Consider the following 24,524-nt stretch of genomic DNA (forward strand, 5'->3'; position numbering starts at 1 on the left):
TGTAAGTTCATCACAACGTTGAGAGGCCTTAGGTTCGCGGTTTCCCCTTCGGGGGATTCGATCCTAAAATCGGGTTTTGTAGCAGATTATCTACAAGGCAGTGTTGTAGGAGCGAATTTGAGCGAAGCGAAAAACCGCGAATAATCATAATGGTGCCGATCAAGGTACGGGTGACAGGCCTTCAGCCTGTCACCGCATTCAAATCACGTGCTTTTACAACGACTCCGGCTCATACCCTAGATTCGGTGCCAACCAGCGCTCAGCTTCTGACAACTCCATCCCTTTACGGTGGGCGTAGTCCTCTACCTGGTCTTCGCTGATCTTGGCAACACCAAAGTATTTCGCCTCAGGGTGGCTGAAGTACCATCCGCTGACAGCGGCGGTGGGTAGCATGGCAAAGCTGTCAGTCAGCGTCATGCCGACCTGCTGCTCGACATCCAGAAGCTCCCAGAGTAACCCTTTTTCGGTGTGGTCAGGGCAGGCTGGGTAGCCAGGTGCTGGGCGAATGCCAACATACTCTTCGCGAATCAACGCTTCGTTATCGAGAGACTCTTCAGATGCATAGCCCCAGTAATCTCTGCGGACATCTGCGTGCAGTTTCTCGGCAAGCGCTTCGGCAAGACGGTCAGCCAGAGCTTTAACCATAATCGATTGGTAGTCATCATGGTCTTTTTCGAACTCTGCTACTATCTCATCAACACCAATGCCCGCTGTGACAGCAAAGGCGCCTAGATAATCTGGTGTACCACTCTCTTTACTCGCGATGTAGTCCGACAGACAGTGGTTGTATCGACCTTCAATCTTTTGCGTCTGCTGACGTAAGTGGTGAACCGTCGTTAATAGCTCAGTGCGACTGTCGTCCGTGTAGAGTTCGATGTCATCACCGACGCGGTTAGCTGGGAATAGTCCAACGACAGCACGTGCCTCTAACAGTTTTTCCGAAACAATCTTGTTAAGCATCGCTTTGGCATCTTCAAACAGCTTGGTTGCCTGTTCGCCAACGACTTCATCGGTCAGGATGCGAGGGTACTTACCAGCCAGCTCCCAAGATTGGAAGAACGGCGTCCAGTCAATGAACTCAATCAGTGATTCCAGCGGAATATTATTGAGGGTGTGAATGCCAGGTTTGTTGGGTACTGGCGGTAGGTAGCCTTCCCAGTTTACCGGTTCTGCATTCGCACGAGCCGCATCGATGTTGACGCGACGCTGCTCATTTTGACGGGCCAGGTGACGCTCACGAACCGCCTGGTACTCTTCACGAGTGTCGGCAATGAACTGCTCTTTACGCTCTTTCGAGAGTAGGGCAGAGGCAACACCGACCGAACGTGATGCGTTGGTTACGTGCACCACTTGGTTGTTCTGGTAGCTAGGTTCAATCTTAACTGCAGTGTGTGCTTTTGACGTGGTTGCGCCACCGATCAACAGCGGTATGTCAAAGCCTTGGCGCTGCATCTCTTTAGCAACATGCACCATCTCATCCAGTGACGGTGTGATCAGTCCAGACAGACCTATAATATCGGCGTTCTCTTCGCGGGCTGTTTTCAGAATGGTCTCTGCAGGGACCATGACACCGAGGTCGATGATCTCAAAGTTGTTACACTGCAGTACCACCCCAACGATATTCTTACCGATGTCGTGCACGTCACCTTTTACGGTCGCCATGATCACTTTGCCGGCTGAACTCGACTCGCTGCCATCTTTCTCCGCCTCAATGTAAGGCATCAGATAGGCAACCGCTTTCTTCATAACGCGGGCCGATTTCACCACCTGAGGCAGGAACATCTTACCGGCGCCAAACAGATCACCTACAACGCCCATACCATCCATTAATGGACCTTCGATGACGTGCAGTGGACGATCGTACAGGTGACGACACTCTTCGGTATCTTCATCGATGTAATCGGCAATGCCTTTGACTAGGGCGTGCGATAGGCGCTCTTGGACAGGCAGTTCACGCCATGCCAAATCAGCCCCGTTCGCTTGAGTGGCCGCATCACCTCGATACTGTTCAGCGTGCTCGAGCATTCGCTCGGTACCGTCTTCGCGACGGTTAAGTACGATATCTTCAACATGCTCACGCAGCGCTTCAGGTAGGTCGTCATAGATCGCCAACTGACCCGCATTGACGATACCCATGTCCATGCCCTGTTTGATGGCGTGGTAGAGGAATACACAGTGGATCGCTTCGCGGACCTTGTCGTTACCACGGAACGAGAACGAGACGTTGGAGACACCGCCCGAGATCATAGCGTGCGGTAGGTTCTTTTTGATCCAACCAGTCGCCTCAATAAAGTCGACTGCGTAGTTGTCGTGCTCTTCGATGCCGGTAGCAATGGCAAAGATGTTCGGATCAAAAATGATATCTTCAGGTGGGAAGCCTACGGTATCGACCAGCACGCGATAAGAGCGCTCACAGATCTCAATCTTGCGCTCATAGGTGTCGGCTTGACCCACTTCATCAAAGGCCATCACGACCACCGCAGCACCGTAGCGACGAATCAGCTTGGCTTGAGCTATGAACTTCTCTTCACCCTCTTTGAGTGAGATGGAGTTAACAACGCCTTTACCTTGTATGCGTTTTAGACCCTCTTCGATGATCTCCCATTTAGAGGAGTCGAGCATGATCGGCACACGTGAGATATCTGGCTCGGATGCAATCAGATTGAGGAAGCGAATCATGGCCGCTTCGGCATCCAGCATCCCCTCATCCATATTGATGTCGATGATCTGTGCACCGTTATCTACCTGCTGACGAGCGACCTCTAGTGCTGTCTCGTAGTCACCCTCTTTAATGAGTCGGCGGAAACGAGCAGAGCCGGTGACGTTGGTCCGTTCACCGACGTTAACGAACAGAGTCTCAGCTCCAATGTTTAGAGGCTCTAGGCCGGCTAGGCGACACTCTATCGGTAGATCTGGAATCTGACGTGGCGCTTTAGAGATGATCCCTTCGCGAATGACGCGTATATGATCTGGGGTTGTGCCACAACAGCCACCCACCACATTGACGAAGCCAGAGTCGACCCATTCGGCAATTTCGCTCAGCATCTCTTCAGGAGATTCGTCATATTCACCAAAGGCGTTGGGTAGACCCGCGTTAGGGTGAACAGAGACATAGGTATCCGCTATACGAGAGAGCTCCTCAACGTACTGGCGTAACTCTTTAGGGCCTAGGGCACAGTTCAAACCGATGGTGAGTGGTTTAGCGTGACGAAGAGAGTTCCAGAACGCCTCGGTCGTTTGGCCAGAGAGCGTGCGGCCTGAAGCGTCAGTGATGGTGCCACTGATCATCAATGGGAGTCTTAGATTGTGATCGTCAAAGTACTGCTCACAGGCAAAAACGGCCGCTTTAGCGTTCAAGGTATCGAAGATGGTTTCGATCAGAATCAGGTCTGCACCACCGGTGATCAAACCATCAAGCGACTCGGTGTACGCTTCAACCAGTTGATCAAAGGTGATGTTACGAAAACCGGGATCGTTTACATCGGGTGAAATGGTAGCGGTGCGGTTGGTCGGGCCAAGTACACCTGCAACAAAACGAGGGCGGTCTGGTGTCTCGGCCGTCATACGATCTGCAGCACGACGTGCCACTTTAGCCGCTTCGACATTGATCTCGTGGTTGATCGATTCCATCTCATAGTCGGCCATCGCGATGGTGGTCGCGTTGAATGAGTTGGTTTCAATAATGTCGGCGCCCGCTTTGAGGTACTCGTAGTGAATATCTTCGATAATCTTGGGCTGTGTTAACACCAATAGATCATTGTTACCTTTGACGTCACAGTGCCAATCTGCAAAGCGCTCACCACGGTAGTCGGCTTCTTCTAGCTTGTACCCCTGGATCATCGTACCCATGCCACCATCCAGAATAAGGATGCGCTCTTTGAGTAGCTGTTTTAGTAGTTGATCTGTTGCAGAATAGTCACGCACGCTGTCACGCCTTTTATCTAAACGAATTTTGAGGCGCATATTCTATAACAAGTTGATTGGAATGGTTTTGATTGCATTTCATCTTTGACTGAAATCAGCTCATGTTTAACCTGAATTGACTTTGAATATTGTTAGAACGATTACGCAGGTGCAAAATTTAGATGATAAGAGTAAAATCGCGACCTCGTTCGACTCAGGGATAGAATCCCCAACCAATTCATGGGTTATAGATATGCTACAAACTTTCTTAAAAGCGAAGCTGCACCGCGTGACAGCCACTCATGCTGAACTGCACTACGAAGGCTCTTGCGCCATTGATCAGGACCTTTTAGATGCTTCAGGTATTCATGAGTATGAGAAAATTGAGATCTATAACATCAACAACGGCGAACGTTTTTCGACCTACGTTATCAGTGCAGAGCGTGGCAGCGGTGTAATCTCTGTGAACGGTGCTGCGGCTCATAAAGCGAACAAGGGCGACCTACTTATTATTGCCGCTTACGTCCAGCTAGATAGTTCAGAACTGGATGGCTTCCAACCAACGCTCTGCTATTTCGAAGGCGCTAAGTTTGATGAGGTAGACGGAGTCTCCGATGAAGAGATCCGCGCTCGTAACAAGTTGACCGGTGTGAAAAAAGCGATTCCTGTTCAGCCTGCTTCAATGTAAGTCGTTTCTAGAAGTAAAAAAAACCCGCCAAGTAGCGGGTTTTTTTGTGTTCAATGTTGGTGTTACTTGTTGGCGTAAGTGCCCGGAAGCGCTCGAGCGACTGCACCTGTTACGACCGCTGCAAGAACGACCTTCACTGCGTCACCTGGAATGTAGACCCACATGATCATCAGTGACTCAAGCCATGTACGTCCAGTGACCAGTTTGAATCCAGCAATACCAAATAGGTACATCACGACAATACCGCCCACCAGAGCACCAATGCCGGCTGCAATGGTGAGGGAGAATTTACCTGAGAGTGAGCGTGTCAGAAGACCCGCTGTGAACGCAGCAAATGGGAAGGCGAACAGGAAACCAGCAGTAGGGCCTGCAAAGACGCCAAGACCGCCACGACCACCGGCCAAGAGGTTAGCACCCAGAGCCACGACGACTAGGAACAGAATCATCGATAGAGCACCGTTACGTGCGCCCAAGATCGTGCCCGCTAGCATAACGCCCAGCGATTGAGCTGAGATGGGAACACCCGTCGCAAATGGGATCGGTGGGATAAAGCCCAATGCAGCTAGCAGCGCTGCGAAGATTGCAATTTGAACAACCTGTTTGTCTTTCGTTATTTCACTCACAGTGACTCCTTTTGAGTTGCTTGAAGCCGAAATGGCTCTCTAGTTTTTAATTTTTGGTATGCCGCCACGAGCGGCGACCGCTTCAGCCACCTGGTCAGACATTCTAAGTGCCTGTACCACTAATGGGGCTATAATTTGCCAATAGCGACGCTGTCCACCTCGTGCTCGCCATGCCGCTAACAGAGCATGCATAAACGAGACCAACACAGGAACAAACCGTATCAGTAAAGAGAGTGCAAACGCGATTCGTTGGGTCTGAACACCCAGCCATCGAAGTGGCGTTAGCAAAAATTGAAAAACCGCGTTCATCTCATCCATTCGCGTAGTCATGCTGATGGCATTGGCCAGTAAGATTAGTACCAACATGCGACCAAGTAGTATCCAAGCCTCGGCAAGCCCCATGGTCCAATACTGTAAGGCAAAGATTGCCAGCATCATCCAGAACAGCGGTTTCAATAGTTTCAATTGCGCCAAGCCAGATCTGCCCAAGCTGGCGTAGATCCCCAACGTAACAGCAACGGCTAAAGAGATGATTCCTACCTCTTTTACTGGGTAGAGCAGCACCGTGGCGATGGCTAAACAGAAGAGCTTTAACCCGGCAGGTAGACGGTGCAGCCAGGATATTTGTGCAAGGTAGAGACTCATCATGACTCAGCGGTCTTAACAGCATGCTGTTTATAGTCAGTGATCACCTCTTCAGTGGGACCGTCTTTTACGACCCCTTGATCACCTAGCCATACCAGTCGATCAAACCCGTCAAAACCGTCTAGCTCGTGACTGATCATAATGACCTGCTGGGACAGAGTGCTGATCACTTTCTGAAGCTGATATCGAGTGGGTAGATCAAGTGCAGAGAAGGGTTCATCGAAGACAATAACTTTAGGCTTCAATAGGAGTACCGAGAAAATACAGATCAACTGCTTTTGTCCTTCAGAGAGGCTGTGGACCGGAAGATCTTTCCAATCCAGTCGATCGTGCTCTTTTAATAGTGCGAGTGCTTCGGCTTCTGACTCTGACTTATCTTTGCCCTGGTTTTGCAGACCAAAGATCAACTCCTCAAGCACGGTAGGGAAGATCAGTTGGTGATCTGGATTTTGAAATACAAAACCGACTTCAGTCGACATGGCGGCAGGCCCTTTCGATGGGTCTTTGCCGTTGATGCTGATGGTGCCGCTGTCGGCGGTAAGTAAACCGTTAAGCAGGCGAATCAGGCTGCTTTTGCCACTGCCATTAAACCCGATAATACCAATGCGTGACTCATTAAGTGACAGCGTCAGATCATCGAAGATGGTGCGTCCCTCTCTTGTCAGAGTGACGTGACTTAACTCTATGGATGGGGTGTGCATTGGTAAAAGGGTATGTAACTTTTCAAAATGTGGACGCAGAGTAGCCTATGCTTTCGAACAAATCCAACCCAAATAGGGCTGTAGTAGAACTACATGCTGGCGATAAAAGAGCATTAAATCCACTTATCTGGTTATAAAGGCGGATAGGATTGTCGACAATATCGCCATAAGTCGTAAATAAATCCCCAATCTTTTCCGGTAAAGTGTCGACAATCTTATTTTAGAAAAGTGCTCATATCGAGCGTCTAAAAATAATCACATCTCGTCAGTTAATGAGGAATGAGTATGTCTTACCTTAGCGAATACACGAAGTCGATCGAGCAACCAGAAGCGTTTTGGGCTGAAAAAGCGGCTGATCTGCCATGGTTCAAAGCACCACAAACGATTCTTTCGAAAGATGAGAACGGTATTGACCGTTGGTTTGCTGATGGTGAGATGAACACCTCTTACATGGCTGTTGACTATCATGTCGAACAGGGTCGCGGTGACCAAGCAGCTCTACTTTATGATTCACCAGTAACTAACACTAAACGCACTGTGACCTACTCTGAACTGAAAGATCAGGTGTCACGCTTTGCGGGTGTTTTGAAATCTAAAGGGGTCGAGAAGGGCGATCGTGTCGTTATCTACATGCCAATGATCCCTGAAGCCGTGGTTGCTATGCTGGCGGTTGCACGCTTAGGTGCTATCCACTCAGTTGTATTTGGTGGCTTTGCGCCTAACGAGCTTGCTGTACGTATCGATGATGCACAACCTAAGGCGATTGTGACGGCTTCTTGCGGTGTCGAAGTTGCCAAGGTACTTCCTTACAAGCCGATGGTAGATGAAGGGATTAACCTGTCTGAGCATAAGCCGGAGTCTGTTATTGTCTTCCAGCGTGAAGAGGTGACGGCCGAGCTAACGGCCCCACGTGATTGTGACTGGGCTGAAGAGATGGCTAACGCGACGCCAGCAGAGCCAGTGGCGGTTAAAGGTACAGATCCTCTATACATTCTTTACACCTCAGGTACTACGGGCAAACCTAAGGGTGTCGTTCGTGATAATGGTGGTCATGCGACCGCACTGAACTACTCAATGAAAGCGATCTACAACGTGAAAGCGGGTGATGTTTACTGGGCCGCTTCGGATGTAGGTTGGGTTGTTGGTCACTCCTACATTGTTTACGGACCACTTCTGGCTGGCTGTAGTACGATTGTCTACGAAGGCAAGCCGGTTCGCACTCCGGACGCTGGCGCTTTCTGGCGTGTCTGTGAAGAGTACAAAGCTAAGATTCTATTTGCTGCACCAACCGCTTTCCGTGCAATTAAAAAAGAAGATCCTGAAGCTCAGGAAGTGGCTAAGTACGACCTGTCTGAACTGCAAACCATCTTCATGGCGGGTGAGCGTCTAGATCCACCAACCTATGATTGGACTGTTGAGAAAACCGGTAAACCCGTTATTGATCACTGGTGGCAGACAGAGACCGGTTGGGCGATCTGTGGCAACTTGATGGGTGTCGAGCCAATGCCACCAAAAGCCGGTTCAGCAACGCTGCCAAGCCCAGGCTTTAATGTGCAGATTGTTGACGAAGCGGGTAATGAATTGCCAGCAGGTCAGCAGGGTTCTATAGCTATCAAGCTGCCACTACCACCAAGTTGTCTGCCAACGGTTTGGGGTGACTTCGATCGCTTCAAGTCGGGTTACCTGTCAGATGTTGAAGGTTTCTATACCTCAGGTGACGGTGGTTATAAAGATGAAGATGGCTATGTCTTCATCATGGGTCGTACCGATGATGTGATTAACGTTGCCGGTCACCGTCTATCGACGGGTGAGATGGAAGAGATCGTAGCTGCGCACCCAGCCGTTGCAGAGTGTGCCGTAATCGGTATTTCTGAGCAGCTAAAAGGTCAGGAGCCTGTTGGTCTTGTCATTCTGAAAGACGGAGCTGATATCTCAGATGAGCAACTTTCAGCGGAATTGGTTGCTAATATTCGTAAAGAGATTGGCCCAATCGCCTGTTACAAGCGCACGGCAGTGGTTAAACGTCTGCCTAAAACTCGTTCAGGCAAAATCCTACGTAAGCTACTGCGTCAGATCGCTGATGGCCAAGAGTACACAGTACCATCAACCATCGATGATCCAGCCAGCTTGCCAGAGATCGAAGGCATCATGCGTGAGAATGGAATGATTGCTGGGTAATTGAATTTACCTTGTGAATGAAAAGCGAGCCTCAGGCTCGCTTTTTTGTTTATTGAGCGCAGGTGAATAGTTGGAGCGATCTTGAAAAGGTCGCGATGATGGATCGCCTCATCTTCGATAAGGCTCCTACAGTTCTTCTACCTTTTGTTGAACTAAACTCACCTATTCTGTGAAAAAGCCTCTCTTGCTGGCTAATACCTTAGTCGAATACATTAGCGCTAACTTAATTAAACAGTGGAGGATGACCTCATGTCACAGATCCTTGATCAAAAAACACTTCTAGAGCTTCTAGATAGCAACGACCTAAGCGAGTCAGAAAAGATCGCTCTGGTTGAGTGGAATGCAAAACAGATTCGTCGCTCTGAATTGGCAGCGCTTATTGTTCAGGCTCAGAAAAAAGCGTCCAAAGTGGCTGCACAGGTTGTTAATCATCGCGCTATCCAGCAGGTGTTTAGCTCACCGTTGATGCGTACACAGCACTAATAGTTGTCTGGCGATAGACAATAAAAAACCCCGCTACTGCGGGGTTTTTTTATGGGTCGCTAGTAGCGATTAAGCACGTGGGTGCTTGCGCTTAGGTTCACCAGTGTAGAGCTGGCGTGGACGACCGATCTTGTTCGGGCTTGAGTGGAACTCGTTCCAGTGTGAGATCCAGCCGATCGTACGTGACAGAGCGAAAATAACGGTAAACATAGAGGTAGGGATACCGATCGCTTTCAGAATGATACCTGAGTAGAAGTCAACGTTAGGGTAGAGTTTACGGCTAACGAAGTATTCATCTTCTAGCGCGATGCGCTCAAGCTCTTTAGCGATGTCTAGCATTGGATCATCCGTGATGCCCAGTTCAGCCAATACTTCATCACAGGTCTGTTTCATAACGCGTGAGCGTGGGTCAAAGTTGCGGTATACGCGGTGACCGAAGCCCATTAGGCGGAATGGATCGTTTGGATCTTTTGCTTTCTCGATGAACGCAGGGATGTTCTCAACAGAGCCGATCTCAGCAAGCATCTTCAATACAGCTTCGTTTGCACCACCGTGAGCCGGGCCCCAAAGTGCTGCGATACCAGCTGCAATACATGCAAATGGGTTAGCACCTGATGAACCTGCAAGGCGAACAGTTGAAGTAGGCGCGTTCTGCTCGTGGTCTGCGTGAAGCGTGAAGATCTTATCCATCGCGCGTGAAAGCACTGGATTGATTTTGTAATCTTCACACGGCGTCGCAAACATCATGCGAAGGAAGTTATCAGCGTAGCCAAGATCATTACGTGGGTAGATGAATGGCTGACCGATTGAGAATTTGTAACACATCGCCGCTAGCGTTGGCATTTTAGCAATGAGACGGTAAGCACAAACTTCACGGTGATGAGGGTCATTGATATCCAGTGAGTCGTGGTAGAAAGCGGATAGCGCACCTACGACACCACACATGATCGCCATTGGGTGAGCGTCACGGCGGAAACCGTTGTAGAAAGAGCGAAGCTGCTCATGAACCATGGTGTGTTGGTTCACGGTGTAGTCAAATTTAGCTTTCTGCTCGGGAGTAGGGAGTTCACCATTTAGAAGGAGGTAACACACTTCTAAGTAGTCTGAGTGCTCGGCCAGTTCTTCGATTGGGTAACCGCGGTGAAGAAGAACACCATTAGCGCCGTCAATGTATGTGATTTTTGATTCACAAGAGGCTGTTGATACAAAACCTGGGTCGTAAGTAAACAGGCCTTCTCCTGTTAGTGGGCGAACGTCAACAACATCTGGACCTTCTGTGCCGTGATAAACCGGCAGTTCGATCTCTTTATCTACACCGTCTACTACGAGACGAGCTTTCTTATCAGCCATGGTTGGCTCCTATCTATTTCCGTTACTGCTTAATATGGGTATTTAAGCATCTTAGAGCTCTTCTGAGGTTGGCTCAGAACTCTTTAAGGCCTGATCACTATAGTGAGCCCAAAGTGATTGTCAATCGTCAATTGTTGCAGTGCAAAAGCTATAAAGTAAGGACAAAAAGCTATAAGTCGAATTTATGCGCTCTGGCGTATGAATCGCGTCGGAACTGTACATGGCCCTATTAAACCATTGGCTAATAGGGCCTTAGATTGATTGTCAAAAGCCTATCAATTGTTATAATCAGCCTCCGAAAATTGCGCGCTGCAATATGTGAATATTCATATGAATATTTGTCATAAACGTGCAGTTTTAATCGTCGTCCTGAGTAGTTGACTCTGTCACTACCGAATCAGGTACTTACTAGTAAACGAGGCCCCGGAGAGGGCACATAAGTGTGAACTAGAGCCGTGAACAAAAAACGACCTGTAAATCTCGATTTGAGAACCATTAAGCAGCCTCTACCGGCTGTGACTTCAATTCTGCACCGTGTCACTGGTCTGATTCTATTTGTCGGTACCATTTTCATGATGTACGCACTGAGCCTTTCTCTTGAGTCTCAAGAGGGTTTTGATGCAGCAGCTGCACTTCTAACAGAATCATTCATTGCCAAGTTCATCGCTTGGGGTCTGTTGTCTGCACTTCTGTACCACTTCTTCGCAGGTATCAAGCACCTTGTTATGGATGCGGGTTACTGTGAAGAGATTGAATCTGGCAATGCGGCTGCGAAAGCAACGCTTGCGATTTCAGCTATCTCCATTGTGCTAGCAGGAGTTTGGGTATGGTAACTTCGGTAACAAGCTTTGGCCGTAGCGGCCTTTACGATTGGATGATGCAGCGCGTAACTGCGGTTGTCCTTGCAGCTTACACGATCTTCATGATCGGCTACATGCTGCTTAACCCTGAACTAGATTACAACCAGTGGTCAGCACTGTTTGAAGGTACTGCAATGCGTATCTTCACACTGTTAACACTGCTTTCATTGGTTGCGCATGCTTGGATCGGTATGTGGTCAATTTCTACCGACTACATTAAACCAACTGGCATTCGTTTCGTATTCCAATCTGCCTGTGGCCTGCTCGCGTTTGTTTACGTGGTGTGGGGTATTCAGATTCTTTGGGGGGTTTAATAGATGTCTAAGCTACGTACGCTTACATTTGATGCAATTGTTGTCGGCGGTGGCGGTGCAGGTATGCGCGCAGCCCTTCAACTTGCACAGTCAGGTTTAAACACTGCGTGTGTTACAAAAGTATTCCCAACACGTTCACACACAGTATCTGCACAGGGTGGTATTACTTGTGCAATCGCGAGTGCGGATCCAAACGACGATTGGCGCTGGCACATGTACGATACCGTTAAAGGTTCTGACTACATCGGTGACCAAGACGCGATCGAATACATGTGTTCTGTAGGTCCACGTGCGGTATTCGAACTTGACCACATGGGTCTTCCTTTCTCTCGCACAGAGACAGGTCGTATCTACCAGCGTCCATTTGGTGGTCAATCTAAGAACTTCGGTGAAGGTGGTCAGGCTGCTCGTACTTGTGCTGCGGCAGACCGTACAGGTCACGCACTGCTTCACACGCTATACCAAGCAAACATGAAGTCAGGTACAACTTTCCTAAACGAGTGGTTTGCAGTCGATCTTGTTAAAAATGCAGACGGCGCGGTTGTCGGTTGTATTGCGATCTGTATCGAAACAGGTGAAACCGTTTACATTAAAGCGAAAGCGACTGTATTGGCTACTGGCGGTGCAGGTCGTATCTACGCATCGACTACCAACGCATTGATCAACACTGGTGACGGCATGGGTATGGCACTTCGTGCCGGCATTGCTGCGCAAGACATGGAGATGTGGCAGTTCCACCCAACCGGTATTGCGGGTGCAGGTACGCTGGTAACTGAAGGTTGTCGTGGTGAAGGTGGCTACCTAGTTAATAAAGACGGCGAGCGCTTCATGGAGCGTTACGCTCCTAATGCGAAAGACCTTGCCGGTCGTGACGTTGTTGCGCGCTCAATGATCCTAGAGATCCTTGAAGGCCGTGGCTGTGGTCCAGACGGCGATCACGTCTACTTGAAGCTTGATCACCTAGGTGAAGAGGTTCTTCACTCACGTCTACCAGGTATCTGTGAGCTTTCAATGACATTCGCAGCAGCTGATCCTGTGAAAGAGCCAATTCCAGTGGTGCCAACCTGTCACTACATGATGGGTGGTGTGACCACTAACATCGGTGGTCAGGTGATTAACCCAGATCCTGAATCAGGTGAAGATAAGATCGTTGAAGGTCTATTCGCTTGTGGTGAGGTTGCTTGTGTATCGGTACACGGTGCTAACCGTCTAGGTGGTAACTCACTACTAGACTTGGTTGTCTTCGGTCGTGCTGCAGGTCTTCAGATCGAACAGCAGATGCGCGAAGGCTACGAAGTTAAAGACGCTACTGAAGAAGAGATCGAGGCAGCAATGGCTCGTCTAAACCGTCTAAATAACTCGACTGGCGGTGAGAAGGTTGCGGATATTCGTAAAGATCTTCAGCAGTGCATGCAGCTCTACTTCGGTGTATTCCGCGACGGCGATGCGATGCAGGAAGGTTTGACTAAGCTTAAGGCAATCCGTGAGCGTGTAGCGAACGTATATCTTGAAGATAAGACTGGGTCATTCAACACTGCACGTCTTGAAGCGCTTGAGCTTGAGAACTTAATGGAAGTGGCTGAGGCAACTGCCATTGCTGCATACGAGCGTAAAGAGTCTCGTGGTGCGCATGCTCGTAACGACTTTACTGAGCGTGATGATGAAAACTGGTTGTGTCACTCAGTTTACTACCCACAAACGAAAACGCTGGGCAAACGTGCCGTGAACTTCGCTCCGAAGACCATGGAAGCGTTCCCACCTAAAGTTCGTACATATTAAGGAGTCGTTACGATGCTAGTAAGTGTTTATCGTTACAACCCTGAGATTGATGATGCTCCCTACATGCAGGATATCCAGATCGATATCCCTGGTGGCAAGGACATCATGGTGTTGGATCTTCTACACCTTCTCAAAGAGAAAGATACATCAATGACATTCCGTCGTTCTTGTCGTGAGGGCGTATGTGGCTCTGACGGTTTGAACATGAACGGTAAGAATGGTCTTGCGTGTATTACCCCTCTTTCTGAAGTGGTTAAGAACGACAAGCTGGTTCTTCGTCCACTTCCAGGTCTTCCGGTTATCCGTGACTTGGTTGTCGATATGGGTCAGTTCTACAAGCAGTACGAGAAGATCAAACCATTCTTGATCAACGATACTCCGGCTCCAGCGATCGAGCGCCTGCAGACTCCTGAAGAGCGTGCAGAGCTAGATGGTCTATACGAGTGTATCCTCTGTGCTTGTTGTTCAACCTCTTGTCCGTCGTTCTGGTGGAACCCAGATAAGTTTGTCGGCCCATCAGGCCTTCTACAGGCTTACCGTTTCCTAGCGGACAGCCGTGATACAGCAACGAATGAACGTCTTGCAGAGCTAGATGACCCATTCAGCGTATTCCGCTGCCACGGCATCATGAACTGTGTGAACGTATGTCCTAAAGGTCTTAACCCAACCAAAGCGATTGGTAAGATCCGTAACATGCTGATCTCACGCGCAACCTAAGATTAGGTTGAAGCTCAAAAAAAACCCGCCTTGGCGGGTTTTTTGTTTTCTGGAAATCGCTGTAAGGGTGGATGACAGGCTGAAGCCAGTCACCGTCACTCCGTAGCGAAAATAATACATTGGTGACTGGCTTCAGCCTGTCAACCGCAATTCAATTACACTCCAAACTCCTCGTACAACACTCCAAAACATGCATTACGACTAAAGTGCAAAAAAACGTTTAAAAAGCTCTTACTTAATAGCCTAAAAGAACTAAAAACGGCTGTTAAAAGCCCGTAGAATTAACTTATTCCAAAACGCGATAAAACATTGATTACTTTAGTATTAAATCGCTAAAACTGCGGTGTTCAGGGTTGAATAAAAGGCGTAAACTACGCGAGTTTTATTTGGTTGCAACACCGAATAATGCGCTGAAAAATGGAAATTAGAAGCATAAGGGCGATGGATGAAGAGGCTTCACAAGAGCTTCGGAGGTCCCGTACCCCACAACGAGGGTAAATATATAATGCAAGACGGTCTGATGGAGCAGCTGTGGAAGAATGCTCATCTATACGGCGGCAACCTCTCTTACGTAGAACAGCTATACGAAACGTACCTTTTAGATCCAAACTCCGTTCCCCCAGAGTGGCGTGAAGAGTTTGATAAACTCCCTAAAGTCGGTGAAAACATTACTCCTGATGTTCCTCTTGCACCGATTCGTGAACATTTCCAATACATTGCTAAGAATCAAAAACGTGCACAGCCTGCAGCGGTATCCTCTGTCAGCTCTGAACACGAGCGTAAGCAAGTTCGCGCGCTAGCCCTTTTTGATGCTTACCGTATGCGTGGACACCAGATCGCCAAGATCGACCCACTGAATCTGCTAGAACGTGCAGAAGTGGCCGACCTTAATCTGCGCTACCACGAACTTTCAGAAGCAGATTTTGATACAACTTTCCAACTCGGTAGTCTGCAGTTTGGCCGCGAAGAGGCGACACTGCGCGAGATCCTTCAGGATCTTCAAGAGACTTACTGCAGTTCGGTAGGTTCTGAGTACATGCACATTGTGAACACTGAAGAGCGTCTATGGCTTCAGTCTCGCATTGAGCCAACTCGTGCACACCCAACGGTTGAGCCTGAGAAGAAACTCATGGTCCTAGAGCGCCTAACGGCAGCTGAAGGTCTAGAGAAGTACCTTGGCTCCCGATTTGCTGGTGCTAAACGATTTGGTCTTGAGGGTGGTGAATCTCTGATCGTCTCATTGAATACTCTGATCCAGCGTGCTGGTAAGCAGGGTGCTAAAGAGGTTGTGATCGGCATGGCACACCGTGGCCGTCTTAATACGCTGGTTAACATCTTCGGTAAAAACCCAGCTGACCTGTTCGGTGAATTCGAAGGTAAGAAGCTGGTTGATTCATCGGGTGACGTTAAGTACCACCAGGGTTTCTCATCGAACGTCAATACTGACGGTGGTGAGGTGCACATTGCGATGGCATTCAACCCATCTCACCTTGAGATCGTAGCGCCAGTGGTTGAAGGTTCGGTTCGTGCCCGTCAGGATCGTCGTGAAGATCCAGTCGGTAACACCGTTGTCCCTGTCAACATCCACGGTGATGCAGCCTTCGCGGGTCAGGGTGTTGTCATGGAGACATTCCAGATGTCTCAGACACGCGCTTATAAGACAGGCGGCACGATCCACATCGTGATCAACAACCAAGTTGGTTTCACGACCTCTAAGCAAGAAGATGCTCGCTCTACAGATTACTGTACCGACGTTGCTAAGATGATCGAAGCACCAATCTTCCACGTCAACGGTGACGACCCAGAAGCGGTTCGTTTCGTGACTCAGTTGGCGGTTGATTACCGTAACGAATTTAAGAAAGACGTTGTTATCGATCTAGTCTGTTACCGCCGTCGCGGTCACAACGAGGCGGATGAGCCAAGCGGTACTCAACCGTTGATGTACGATGTCATCAAAAAGCAGAAGACCACACGCGATCTATACGCAACTAAGCTGATCGAAGAGGGTGTGATCACTGCTGAACAGAGCAAAGAGATGGAAAAAGCTTACCGTGCAGCGCTAGAAAATGGCGAACACGTTGCTCACTCTCTTGTGCTTGAACCAAACACTAAGATGTTTGTCGATTGGGCGCCTTACCTTGGTCACCAATGGTCGTTTGAGTGTGATACTCGTGTCGACATCAAAGTGCTTCAAGAGCTTGCGGCGAACATTGCTGAAACCCCTGAGCACTTCAGCGTGCAGCGTCAGGTTTCTAAGATCTATGACGACCGTAAGCGTATGGCAGCCGGTGCAATGGCCGCTAACTGGGGCTTTGCAGAGACATTGGCCTACGCGTCAATTCTTGCAGAGGGTCACCCAGTCCGTTTGACCGGTCAGGATGTCGGTCGTGGTACCTTCTCACACCGTCACGCGGTTCTGCATGATCAGAAAGATGCGACGACTTACGTACCCCTTCAGAACATGGATAAGGATCAACCAAAATTCACGATCCACGATTCATACCTGTCTGAAGAGGCGGTATTGGCATTCGAATACGGTTACGCAACCACGACACCAAACTCGTTGGTGATCTGGGAAGCGCAGTTCGGTGATTTCGCCAATGGTGCTCAGGTCGTGATCGATCAGTTCATCACATCAGGCGAAGCGAAATGGCAGCGTCTATGTGGTCTGACAATGTTGCTACCTCACGGCTTTGAAGGTCAGGGTCCAGAGCACTCGTCTGCTCGTTTGGAACGCTACCTACAGCTCTGTGCTGAGCACAACATTCAGGTTGTCGTACCTACGACGCCATCGCAGATCTTCCACCTACTGCGTCGTCAGGTGGTTCGCCCACTTCGCAAACCGTTGGTGGTCATGACGCCGAAGTCTCTGCTTCGTCACAAGCAGGCGATCTCTACTCTAGAAGAGCTGGCGGATGGCACATTCCAACCGGTTATTGGTGAAGTGGATCAGCTTGATAAGTCGAAAGTGAATCGTGTTGTGATGTGTAGCGGTAAGGTTTACTACGACCTATACAACCGTCGCGAAGAGCTAGAGAAGCAGAATGTTGCGATCGTTCGTATTGAGCAACTCTACCCATTCCCAGAGGCGGATCTGGTAGATGAGTTGAGCCAATACCCTAATCTTGAATCGGTTGTTTGGTGTCAGGAAGAGCCAATGAACCAGGGCGCGTGGTACTGCAGTCAGCACCACATGCGCAACGCTCTACGTAAAGTGAAGCCAGAGATTCACCTAGATGGTGTGGGTCGTCCACACGCTGCAGCGCCTGCAGTAGGTTACATCTCTGTTCACGTTGAGCAGCAAGAGAAATTGGTTAACGACGCCCTAAACGGTTAATAAAGAATTCGTTCGTACGACGAGCAGAAGGCAAGAAAGGAAAAATCATGTCAATCGAAATTAAAGCACCTACGTTTCCAGAATCAGTAGCAGACGGAACTGTTGCAACTTGGCACAAGCAGCCAGGTGAAGCGGTTTCTGCCGATGAACTTATTGTCGACATCGAAACCGATAAAGTGGTTCTTGAAGTTGTCGCTCCAGCCGACGGTGTGATCACTGAAGTCCTAAAAGGCGAAGGTGAAACGGTTCTTAGCGAAGAGATTCTTGCTAAGTTTGAAGCGGGTGCAGCCGGTGCGGCAGCTCCAGCAGCAGAAGCAGCGACTGAAGCGGCTCCAGCAGGTGACGCTGAAAAAGTAGGCCCAGCCGCTCGTAAACTGATTGATGAGAACGGTCTTGATGCTAGCCAGATCCCTGGCACGGGTAAAAATGGTGGCATCACTAAAGAAGACGTTATGAACTTCATGGCGAACAAGCCGGCTTCCGCTCCTGCGGCAGCAGCACCTGCAGCCGCTCCTGCTGCAGCCCAGCCAGCGGTATCGGTAAACGTTCCAGTAGGTGAGCGTGTTGAGAAACGCGTTCCAATGACTCGTCTACGTGCAACCATCGCTAAGCGTCTAGTTGAAGCGCAACAGAATGCTGCGATGCTAACAACGTACAACGAAGTGAACATGAAGCCTGTCATGGAACTTCGTAAACAGTACAAAGATCTGTTTGAGAAGACTCACAACGGTACACGTCTAGGCTTTATGTCATTCTTTGTTAAAGCGGCGACTGAAGCACTAAAACGCTTCCCAGCGGTTAACGCATCAATCGACGGTAACGACATGGTTTACCACGGTTACCAAGATATCGGTGTCGCTGTATCGACTGATCGTGGCCTAATGGTGCCAGTATTGCGCGATACGGATGCGATGAGCCTTGCAGAAGTAGAAGGCACTATTGCAGACTTCGGTAAGCGCGGTCGTGAAGGTAAGCTTGGCATGGAAGACATGCAGGGCGGTACATTCACAATCACTAACGGCGGTGTATTCGGCTCATTGATGTCGACCCCAATCCTTAACCCACCACAGACAGCTATCTTGGGTATGCACAAGATCCAAGAGCGTCCAATGGCGGTGAATGGTCAGGTTGAAATCCTACCAATGATGTACCTAGCACTCTCTTACGACCACCGTATGATCGATGGTAAAGAGGCTGTACAGTTCCTTGTAACAATTAAGGACCTGCTGGAAGATCCAGCGCGCATGCTCCTAGACGTTTAATGCGAATCGCATTCTAGGAATCTTTAAAAAGTTACTGAGATAGGAAAAAGTAATGTCTGATAAGTTTGACGTAATTGTAATCGGTGCTGGCCCTGGCGGTTACGTAGCAGCGATTCGTGCAGCACAGCTTGGTTTGAAAACAGCTTGTGTTGAAAAGTGGATTGATGAGAAGGGCGGTACTGTCCTAGGTGGTACCTGTCTAAATGTAGGTTGTATCCCATCGAAAGCGATGCTTGAAACAACCCACAAACTACACGAAGCTCAACACGGCTTCGCGGCTCAGGGTATTGTTGCTGAAAACGTATCGATCGACCCTAAAGCAATGGTTGCTCGTAAAAATGGCATCGTTAAGAACCTAACCGGCGGTATCGCAGGTCTGTTCAAAGCGAACGGTGTCAAAACCCTTGCGGGTACAGGTAAACTGCTAGCGGGTAAGCAGGTTGAAGTTACCGCTACTGACGGTTCTGTCTCTACTTACCAAGCTGACAACGTGATCCTTGCATCAGGTTCTGTCCCTGTAGAGATCCCACCAGCACCTCTTACAGAGGGTCTAATCCTAGACAACGCAGGTGCGTTGGATATCGATGAAACCCCTGAGCACCTAGGTATCATCGGTGCCGGTGTTATCGGTCTAGAGATGGGTTCTATCTGGGCTCGTTGTGGCTCTAAAGTTACTGTCCTTGAAGCGATGGATGACTTCCTAGCCCTAGCGGACCAAGACCTAGCGAAAGAGGCTAAAAAGCTTCTAACCAAACAGGGTCTAGACATCAAACTGGGTGCGCGTTGTACTGGCACTGAGATCGTTGATGGTAAAGCGGTAAAAGTTAAATACACCGATTCAGAAGGCGATAAAGAGCTTGTTGTTGATAAGCTGATTGTTGCTGTCGGCCGTCGACCACAAACCAACGGTCTTCTAGCTGAAGATTCAGGTGTCTCTCTGGATGAGCGCGGCTTCATCTTCGTTGACGAAAACTGTCGTACCGGTGCACCAGGCGTTTACGCAATTGGTGACTCAGTACGTGGCCCGATGCTTGCACACAAAGCATCAGAAGAGGGCATCATGGTTGCAGACATCATTGCGGGTCACAAAGCAGCAATGAACTACGACTGCATCCCTAACATCATCTACACTTTCCCTGAGTTGGCTTGGGTCGGTAAGACCGAACAGCAGCTTAAGGCGGAAGGTATCAAATACAAGAGTGGCAAATTCCCATTCGCAGCGTCTGGCCGTGCCATGGCAGCGAATGCGACAGAGGGCTTCGTTAAGATGCTCGCTGATGAAGCTACCGACCGTATTCTTGGTGTACACATCGTTGGTGGTATCGCCTCTGAGCTGATCGCTCAGGGTGTTATCGCAATGGAATTTGCATCAAGCGCGGAAGATCTGCAGTTGACCGTATTTGCTCACCCAACCGTGAGTGAAGCGATCCACGAAGCAGCTCTAGCTGTGGATAATCACGCTATCCACATTGCGAATCGCAAAAAGCGTTAATCGCAGAACAGTGAGCGCTTCAGGCCAAAAGCTTGAAGCGCTTTTGTTCAGATCGATGGCACGGGTAACCCCGTGTTCGTTTAACCGACCTAAATAACGGACTATAGAATGAATCTTCACGAGTATCAGGGCAAGCAGCTGTTTGCACAGTACGGTCTGCCAGTGTCACAAGGCATTGCAGTCGATACACCGGAAGCAGCCGCAGAAGCAGCCAAACAAATTGGCGGTGATAAGTGGGTTGTTAAAGCACAGGTACACGCAGGTGGCCGCGGTAAAGCGGGCGGCGTTAAACTAGTAGACTCTCCAGAAGAGGCAGCAGCTTTCGCAAAAGATAAGCTAGGTACTAATCTGGTAACTTACCAAACTGACGCGAACGGTCAGCCAGTCTCTAAAATTCTTGTTGAGACCTGCACAGACATCGCAAACGAACTATACCTAGGTGCGGTTGTTGACCGTTCATCACGTCGCATTGTGTTCATGGCATCGACTGAAGGTGGTGTAGAGATCGAGAAAGTCGCTCACGAAACACCCGAGAAGATTCTTAAAGCAACCATCGATCCTTTGACTGGCGCGCAGCCATACCAGGGTCGTGAGCTAGCATTCAAGTTGGGTCTTGAAGGCGTACAGATCAAACAGTTTGTCGCGATCTTCATGGGTCTTGCGAAGATGTTTGAAGAGAAAGATCTAGCCCTTCTAGAGATCAACCCGCTGGTTATCACAGACGAAGGCAACCTACACTGTCTAGATGCGAAAGTCGTTATCGATGGCAACTCGGTTTACCGTCACAAAGATATCCAAGCAATGGAAGATCCATCACAGGAAGACGAGCGTGAAGCACGCGCGGCTGAGTGGGATCTTAACTACGTAGCACTAACCGGCAACATCGGTTGTATGGTTAACGGTGCTGGCCTTGCAATGGGTACTATGGACATCGTCTCTCTACACGGCGGTTTCCCAGCTAACTTCCTTGACGTAGGTGGCGGCGCGACGAAAGAGCGTGTTACTGAAGCGTTCAAGATCATCCTTGAAGACAGCAAAGTTAAAGCGGTATTGGTTAACATCTTCGGTGGTATCGTACGTTGTGACCTAATCGCAGAAGGCATCATCGGTGCTGTTAAAGAAGTGGGCGTAGAAGTTCCAGTGGTTGTTCGCCTTGAAGGTAACAACGCAGACCTCGGCTCTAAACTGCTATCTGAATCTGGTTTGGATATCATCGCGGCTACCAGCTTGACTGACGCTGCACAGCAAGCAGTTAAAGCAGCAGGAGGCAACTAATCATGTCAGTACTAATTAACAAAGACACCAAAGTAATCTGTCAGGGTTTTACTGGTGGTCAGGGTACTTTCCACTCTGAGCAAGCGATCGCATACGGCACTAAAATGGTTGGCGGTGTGACTCCAGGTAAGGGTGGCACAACTCACCTAGGTCTACCTGTATTCAACACGGTTGCTGAAGCAGTAGAGCAGACTGGCGCAGAAGCATCAGTTATCTACGTTCCAGCGGCGTTCTGTAAAGATTCGATCCTTGAAGCGGCTAACGCGGGCATCAAGCTAATCGTTTGTATCACAGAGCACATCCCAGTGATGGACATGCTTCAGTGTAAAGTGAAGTGTGACGAGCTTGGCGTACGTCTAATCGGTCCTAACTGTCCAGGTGTTATCACACCGGGCGAATGTAAGATCGGTATCATGCCAGGTCACATCCACCTACCAGGTAAAGTTGGTATCGTTTCACGCTCTGGTACGCTAACGTACGAAGCGGTTAAACAGACAACTGACGCTGGCTTCGGTCAGTCTACTTGTGTTGGTATCGGTGGTGACCCAATCCCTGGTTCTAACTTCATCGATATCCTAGAGATGTTCCAAAACGATCCACAGACTGAAGCGATTGTTATGATCGGTGAGATCGGTGGTTCAGCAGAAGAAGAAGCGGCTGCTTACATCAAAGCAAACGTAACTAAACCTGTTGTCTCTTACATCGCGGGTGTAACAGCGCCTCCAGGCAAACGCATGGGCCACGCTGGTGCAATCATCTCTGGCGGTAAAGGTACTGCAGACGAGAAGTTCGCAGCACTAGAAGACGCAGGCGTTAAGACTGTACGTTCACTAGCAGATATCGGCGTAGCCCTATCTGAAGTAACTGGCTGGGCAATGAAGTAATTCGTTTCTCGCGTTAAAGAAAAGCGACCCTTGGGTCGCTTTTGTGTTTTCTGGAAGACGGGGATAGGGCGGATGACAGGCTGAAGGCCAGTCACCGCAGCTCCGTAGTTAATTAAGTATTCCGGTGACTGGCTTCAGCCTGTCATCCGCTATCGCAGTTGGCAGCGACTCTGGAAGAAGCTGCCAAACAGTCTTGCTCCAATCTCTGGAAGTCGCTTTGTAGAGCTGATGACAGTCTAAAGACAGTCACCGCAGCTCCGTAGTTGGATCAGCACACCGGTGACTGGCTTCAGCCTGTCATCCGCTGTCAATGTAAACTCCCAACCATGATCTATACTCCAAAGAAAAAGGAGTTTAACCATGGCAAGGAAGCCAAGATTATGTCCAGCAGGTGTGCCCCAGCACATTATTCACCGCGGCCACAACCGACAATACATCTTTAAAGCCAGTGCCGACTTTGAAATGTACCTCAGTAAACTTGAGTATTGGTCAGAGGTATACGAAGTTCAACTGCATGCTTGGGTACTGATGAGCAACCACATTCACTTTTTATTAACGCCTAGTTCTGATGATGGCATTTCAGAGATGATGAAACGTATCGCAGGAAGTTACGGTCGTTACTTCAATAAGCGTTATGGATTGACTGGAACGATATGGGAAGGGCGATTTAGGAATATTCCTGTTACAAACCAGAGCCACCTAGAGCAGATCAAAGCATATATCGAACAAAATCCGGTGCGGGCTGGGATTTGTGGAATGCCTTCGGAGTATCGGTGGTCTAGCGGGAACTCTGGAAAACGCTGATGGGGCTGATGACAGGCTGAAGGACAGTCACCGCGACTCCGTAGCAGGCTTTACACACCGGTGACTGGCTTCAGCCTGTCATCCGCTGTCACAGTTGGCAGAGACTCTGGAAAATGCTGCTAAGAAGCCTTGCTCCATTCACTGGAAGTCGACTGATAAAGCCGATGACAGTCTAAAGACAGTCACGGCGGCTGCGTAGTTGGTTCAGCGCTCCGGTGGCAGTAATTTGCTCCTGCAATGACTCCATACAGGCCATCCATGGCCTTAACTGGCTTCAGCCTGTCATCCGCTCTCTACTCCCGCTCCAATACCCAGCGAATTGCCCGATCAACATCCTCCGATCGAAACCGCGTATGTTCACGATCCTCAAACCCCATAAACAGCTTAGGCTCTCCTGCAGCCTCAAAAAGCCTTACACCTTGCTCGTAGGGAATGGTGTCATCATCGGTTGAGTGCAAGATCACTAAAGGCTCATCCACCTGTTGAATCTTATCAATCGAATCAAATCGGTGTTTAAGCAGTAAGTTAACCGGTAACCAGGGGTAGTCATCAGCCGCCATCTGCGCAATAGAGGTATAGGGCGCGGCCAGAATCACCCCTTTAAAATCGCGTTCAGTGGCTAATTGAACCGCCACGCCAGTTCCCAATGACTCGCCGTAGATGATCAGGTCTGATGAATTTAGATTGTGCTCTTTGGCTAACCAATCAAACACCGCACGTGCGTCGTCATAAAAGCTAACCTCGCTTGGTGTACCTCTGCTTTGCCCAAACCCGCTCCAGCTGAAGATTAATAGTCCCCGTTCATTCTCTGACAAGATATTGATCAGTCGCCCACGCGTGCTCAGGTTGCGAGCATTACCGTGCAGATAGACAAGTGTCTCTCGTCCAGGCTTAGCTGGTTTGTACCAAGTATGAAGGCGGTTGCCATGTGGGGTATTGATAAAGAGCTCGCTTGCACCGGGGAATACCTTCTCAACTGATTCCGTTTCGTAGGTCGGCTTAAAGATCAAAGAGTCTTGCGCAAAGTACATGTACCCGCAAGCGGATAGGTAGGTGAGAGTTAGCAGGACTGCAGTGCGTTTAAATAATTTCATTATTTAGTCTATCCATAGATGACAGGCTGAAGCCAGTCACCGCGACTAGGCCACTCTCTGGAAGTCGACTAGTAGAGCCGATGACAGTCTAAAGACAGTCACGGTAGCTCCGTAGTTGGTTCCGTACACTTGATT

At 49.3% G+C, this 24,524-nt stretch carries 19 protein-coding genes; 13 read left to right on the forward strand and 6 right to left on the reverse strand.

The window, feature by feature from the left end:
* Positions 1–213 precede the first annotated feature (213 nt).
* Positions 214–3,924: a methionine synthase gene (gene metH, locus XMD564_RS02650; RefSeq protein ID WP_371740244.1), complete on the reverse strand. Its 3,711-nt coding sequence runs from the start codon at positions 3,922–3,924 to the stop codon at positions 214–216.
* A gap of 232 nt (positions 3,925–4,156) precedes the next feature.
* On the opposite strand from metH, the gene panD reads away from it, so the two are divergent.
* Positions 4,157–4,591: an aspartate 1-decarboxylase gene (panD, locus tag XMD564_RS02655; protein WP_173481584.1), complete on the forward strand. Its 435-nt coding sequence runs from the start codon at positions 4,157–4,159 to the stop codon at positions 4,589–4,591.
* A gap of 62 nt (positions 4,592–4,653) precedes the next feature.
* On the opposite strand, the gene XMD564_RS02660 is transcribed toward panD, so the two are convergent.
* From XMD564_RS02660 to XMD564_RS02670, 3 genes are read right to left on the reverse strand one after another with little or no spacing between them, the layout of a single operon-like run.
* Entirely contained in the window at positions 4,654–5,214 is a 561-nt protein-coding gene (locus tag XMD564_RS02660; protein ID WP_371731723.1) for a biotin transporter BioY, read from the reverse strand.
* 39 nt (positions 5,215–5,253) lie between these two features.
* Entirely contained in the window at positions 5,254–5,862 is a 609-nt protein-coding gene (locus XMD564_RS02665; protein ID WP_173484292.1) for an energy-coupling factor transporter transmembrane protein EcfT, read from the reverse strand.
* Positions 5,859–6,560, reverse strand: coding sequence for an energy-coupling factor ABC transporter ATP-binding protein (locus XMD564_RS02670; protein ID WP_173483191.1), 702 nt, complete (start codon positions 6,558–6,560; stop codon positions 5,859–5,861). The genes XMD564_RS02665 and XMD564_RS02670 overlap by 4 nt, the downstream gene beginning before the upstream one ends.
* Positions 6,561–6,845: 285 nt before the next feature.
* Between XMD564_RS02670 and XMD564_RS02675 the strand changes: the two genes are divergently transcribed.
* Both XMD564_RS02675 and XMD564_RS02680 read left to right on the forward strand, forming a co-directional pair.
* The gene (locus XMD564_RS02675) at positions 6,846–8,738 is read left to right on the forward strand and encodes a propionyl-CoA synthetase (protein WP_173484291.1); all 1,893 of its coding nucleotides are present in this window, start codon (positions 6,846–6,848) and stop codon (positions 8,736–8,738) included.
* Positions 8,739–8,987: 249 nt separating this feature from the next.
* Positions 8,988–9,221: a hypothetical protein gene (locus XMD564_RS02680; protein WP_173507743.1), complete on the forward strand. Its 234-nt coding sequence runs from the start codon at positions 8,988–8,990 to the stop codon at positions 9,219–9,221.
* A 69-nt stretch (positions 9,222–9,290) separates the two neighbouring features.
* Here the strand turns inward: XMD564_RS02680 and gltA are convergent, their stop codons facing one another.
* Complete coding sequence (gltA, locus tag XMD564_RS02685; protein ID WP_173507744.1) at positions 9,291–10,571, reverse strand: citrate synthase; 1,281 nt, start codon at positions 10,569–10,571, stop codon at positions 9,291–9,293.
* 455 nt (positions 10,572–11,026) lie between these two features.
* Here gltA and sdhC point away from each other — a divergent pair, with 455 nt between their 5' ends.
* The 10 genes from sdhC to XMD564_RS02735 all read left to right on the forward strand — a co-directional run bounded on the left by sdhC (position 11,027) and on the right by XMD564_RS02735 (position 23,295).
* Positions 11,027–11,404: a succinate dehydrogenase, cytochrome b556 subunit gene (gene sdhC / locus XMD564_RS02690; RefSeq protein ID WP_173481578.1), complete on the forward strand. Its 378-nt coding sequence runs from the start codon at positions 11,027–11,029 to the stop codon at positions 11,402–11,404.
* Positions 11,398–11,745: a succinate dehydrogenase, hydrophobic membrane anchor protein gene (gene sdhD, locus XMD564_RS02695; RefSeq protein ID WP_173481577.1), complete on the forward strand. Its 348-nt coding sequence runs from the start codon at positions 11,398–11,400 to the stop codon at positions 11,743–11,745. The genes sdhC and sdhD overlap by 7 nt, the downstream gene beginning before the upstream one ends.
* Positions 11,746–11,748: 3 nt before the next feature.
* Complete coding sequence (sdhA, locus tag XMD564_RS02700) at positions 11,749–13,524, forward strand: succinate dehydrogenase flavoprotein subunit (protein ID WP_173481576.1); 1,776 nt, start codon at positions 11,749–11,751, stop codon at positions 13,522–13,524.
* Between the two features lie 12 nt (positions 13,525–13,536).
* On the forward strand, positions 13,537–14,241 hold the full coding sequence (locus XMD564_RS02705) for a succinate dehydrogenase iron-sulfur subunit (protein WP_173481575.1): 705 nt from the start codon (positions 13,537–13,539) through the stop codon (positions 14,239–14,241).
* Between the two features lie 505 nt (positions 14,242–14,746).
* Positions 14,747–17,578, forward strand: a complete 2,832-nt coding sequence (locus tag XMD564_RS02710) for a 2-oxoglutarate dehydrogenase E1 component (protein ID WP_173505898.1) — start codon at positions 14,747–14,749, stop codon at positions 17,576–17,578.
* A gap of 47 nt (positions 17,579–17,625) precedes the next feature.
* On the forward strand, positions 17,626–18,840 hold the full coding sequence (gene odhB, locus XMD564_RS02715; RefSeq protein WP_173507745.1) for a 2-oxoglutarate dehydrogenase complex dihydrolipoyllysine-residue succinyltransferase: 1,215 nt from the start codon (positions 17,626–17,628) through the stop codon (positions 18,838–18,840).
* Positions 18,841–18,892: 52 nt separating this feature from the next.
* On the forward strand, positions 18,893–20,332 hold the full coding sequence (gene lpdA / locus XMD564_RS02720; protein ID WP_173507746.1) for a dihydrolipoyl dehydrogenase: 1,440 nt from the start codon (positions 18,893–18,895) through the stop codon (positions 20,330–20,332).
* Between the two features lie 108 nt (positions 20,333–20,440).
* Complete coding sequence (gene sucC / locus XMD564_RS02725) at positions 20,441–21,607, forward strand: ADP-forming succinate--CoA ligase subunit beta (RefSeq protein ID WP_173481571.1); 1,167 nt, start codon at positions 20,441–20,443, stop codon at positions 21,605–21,607.
* 2 nt (positions 21,608–21,609) lie between these two features.
* Positions 21,610–22,491: a succinate--CoA ligase subunit alpha gene (sucD, locus tag XMD564_RS02730; RefSeq protein WP_173481570.1), complete on the forward strand. Its 882-nt coding sequence runs from the start codon at positions 21,610–21,612 to the stop codon at positions 22,489–22,491.
* Positions 22,492–22,851: 360 nt separating this feature from the next.
* Complete coding sequence (locus XMD564_RS02735) at positions 22,852–23,295, forward strand: transposase (protein WP_173481569.1); 444 nt, start codon at positions 22,852–22,854, stop codon at positions 23,293–23,295.
* Between the two features lie 293 nt (positions 23,296–23,588).
* Here XMD564_RS02735 and XMD564_RS02740 read toward each other — a convergent pair whose 3' ends face one another.
* Positions 23,589–24,389 carry an alpha/beta hydrolase gene (locus XMD564_RS02740; RefSeq protein WP_173507747.1) on the reverse strand — a complete coding sequence of 267 codons (801 nt, stop codon included), beginning with the start codon at positions 24,387–24,389 and terminating at the stop codon, positions 23,589–23,591.
* Positions 24,390–24,524 lie beyond the last annotated feature (135 nt).

It is taken from the genome of Marinobacterium sp. xm-d-564 (assembly GCF_013283345.1).
Classification (GTDB): domain Bacteria; phylum Pseudomonadota; class Gammaproteobacteria; order Pseudomonadales; family Balneatricaceae; genus Marinobacterium_E.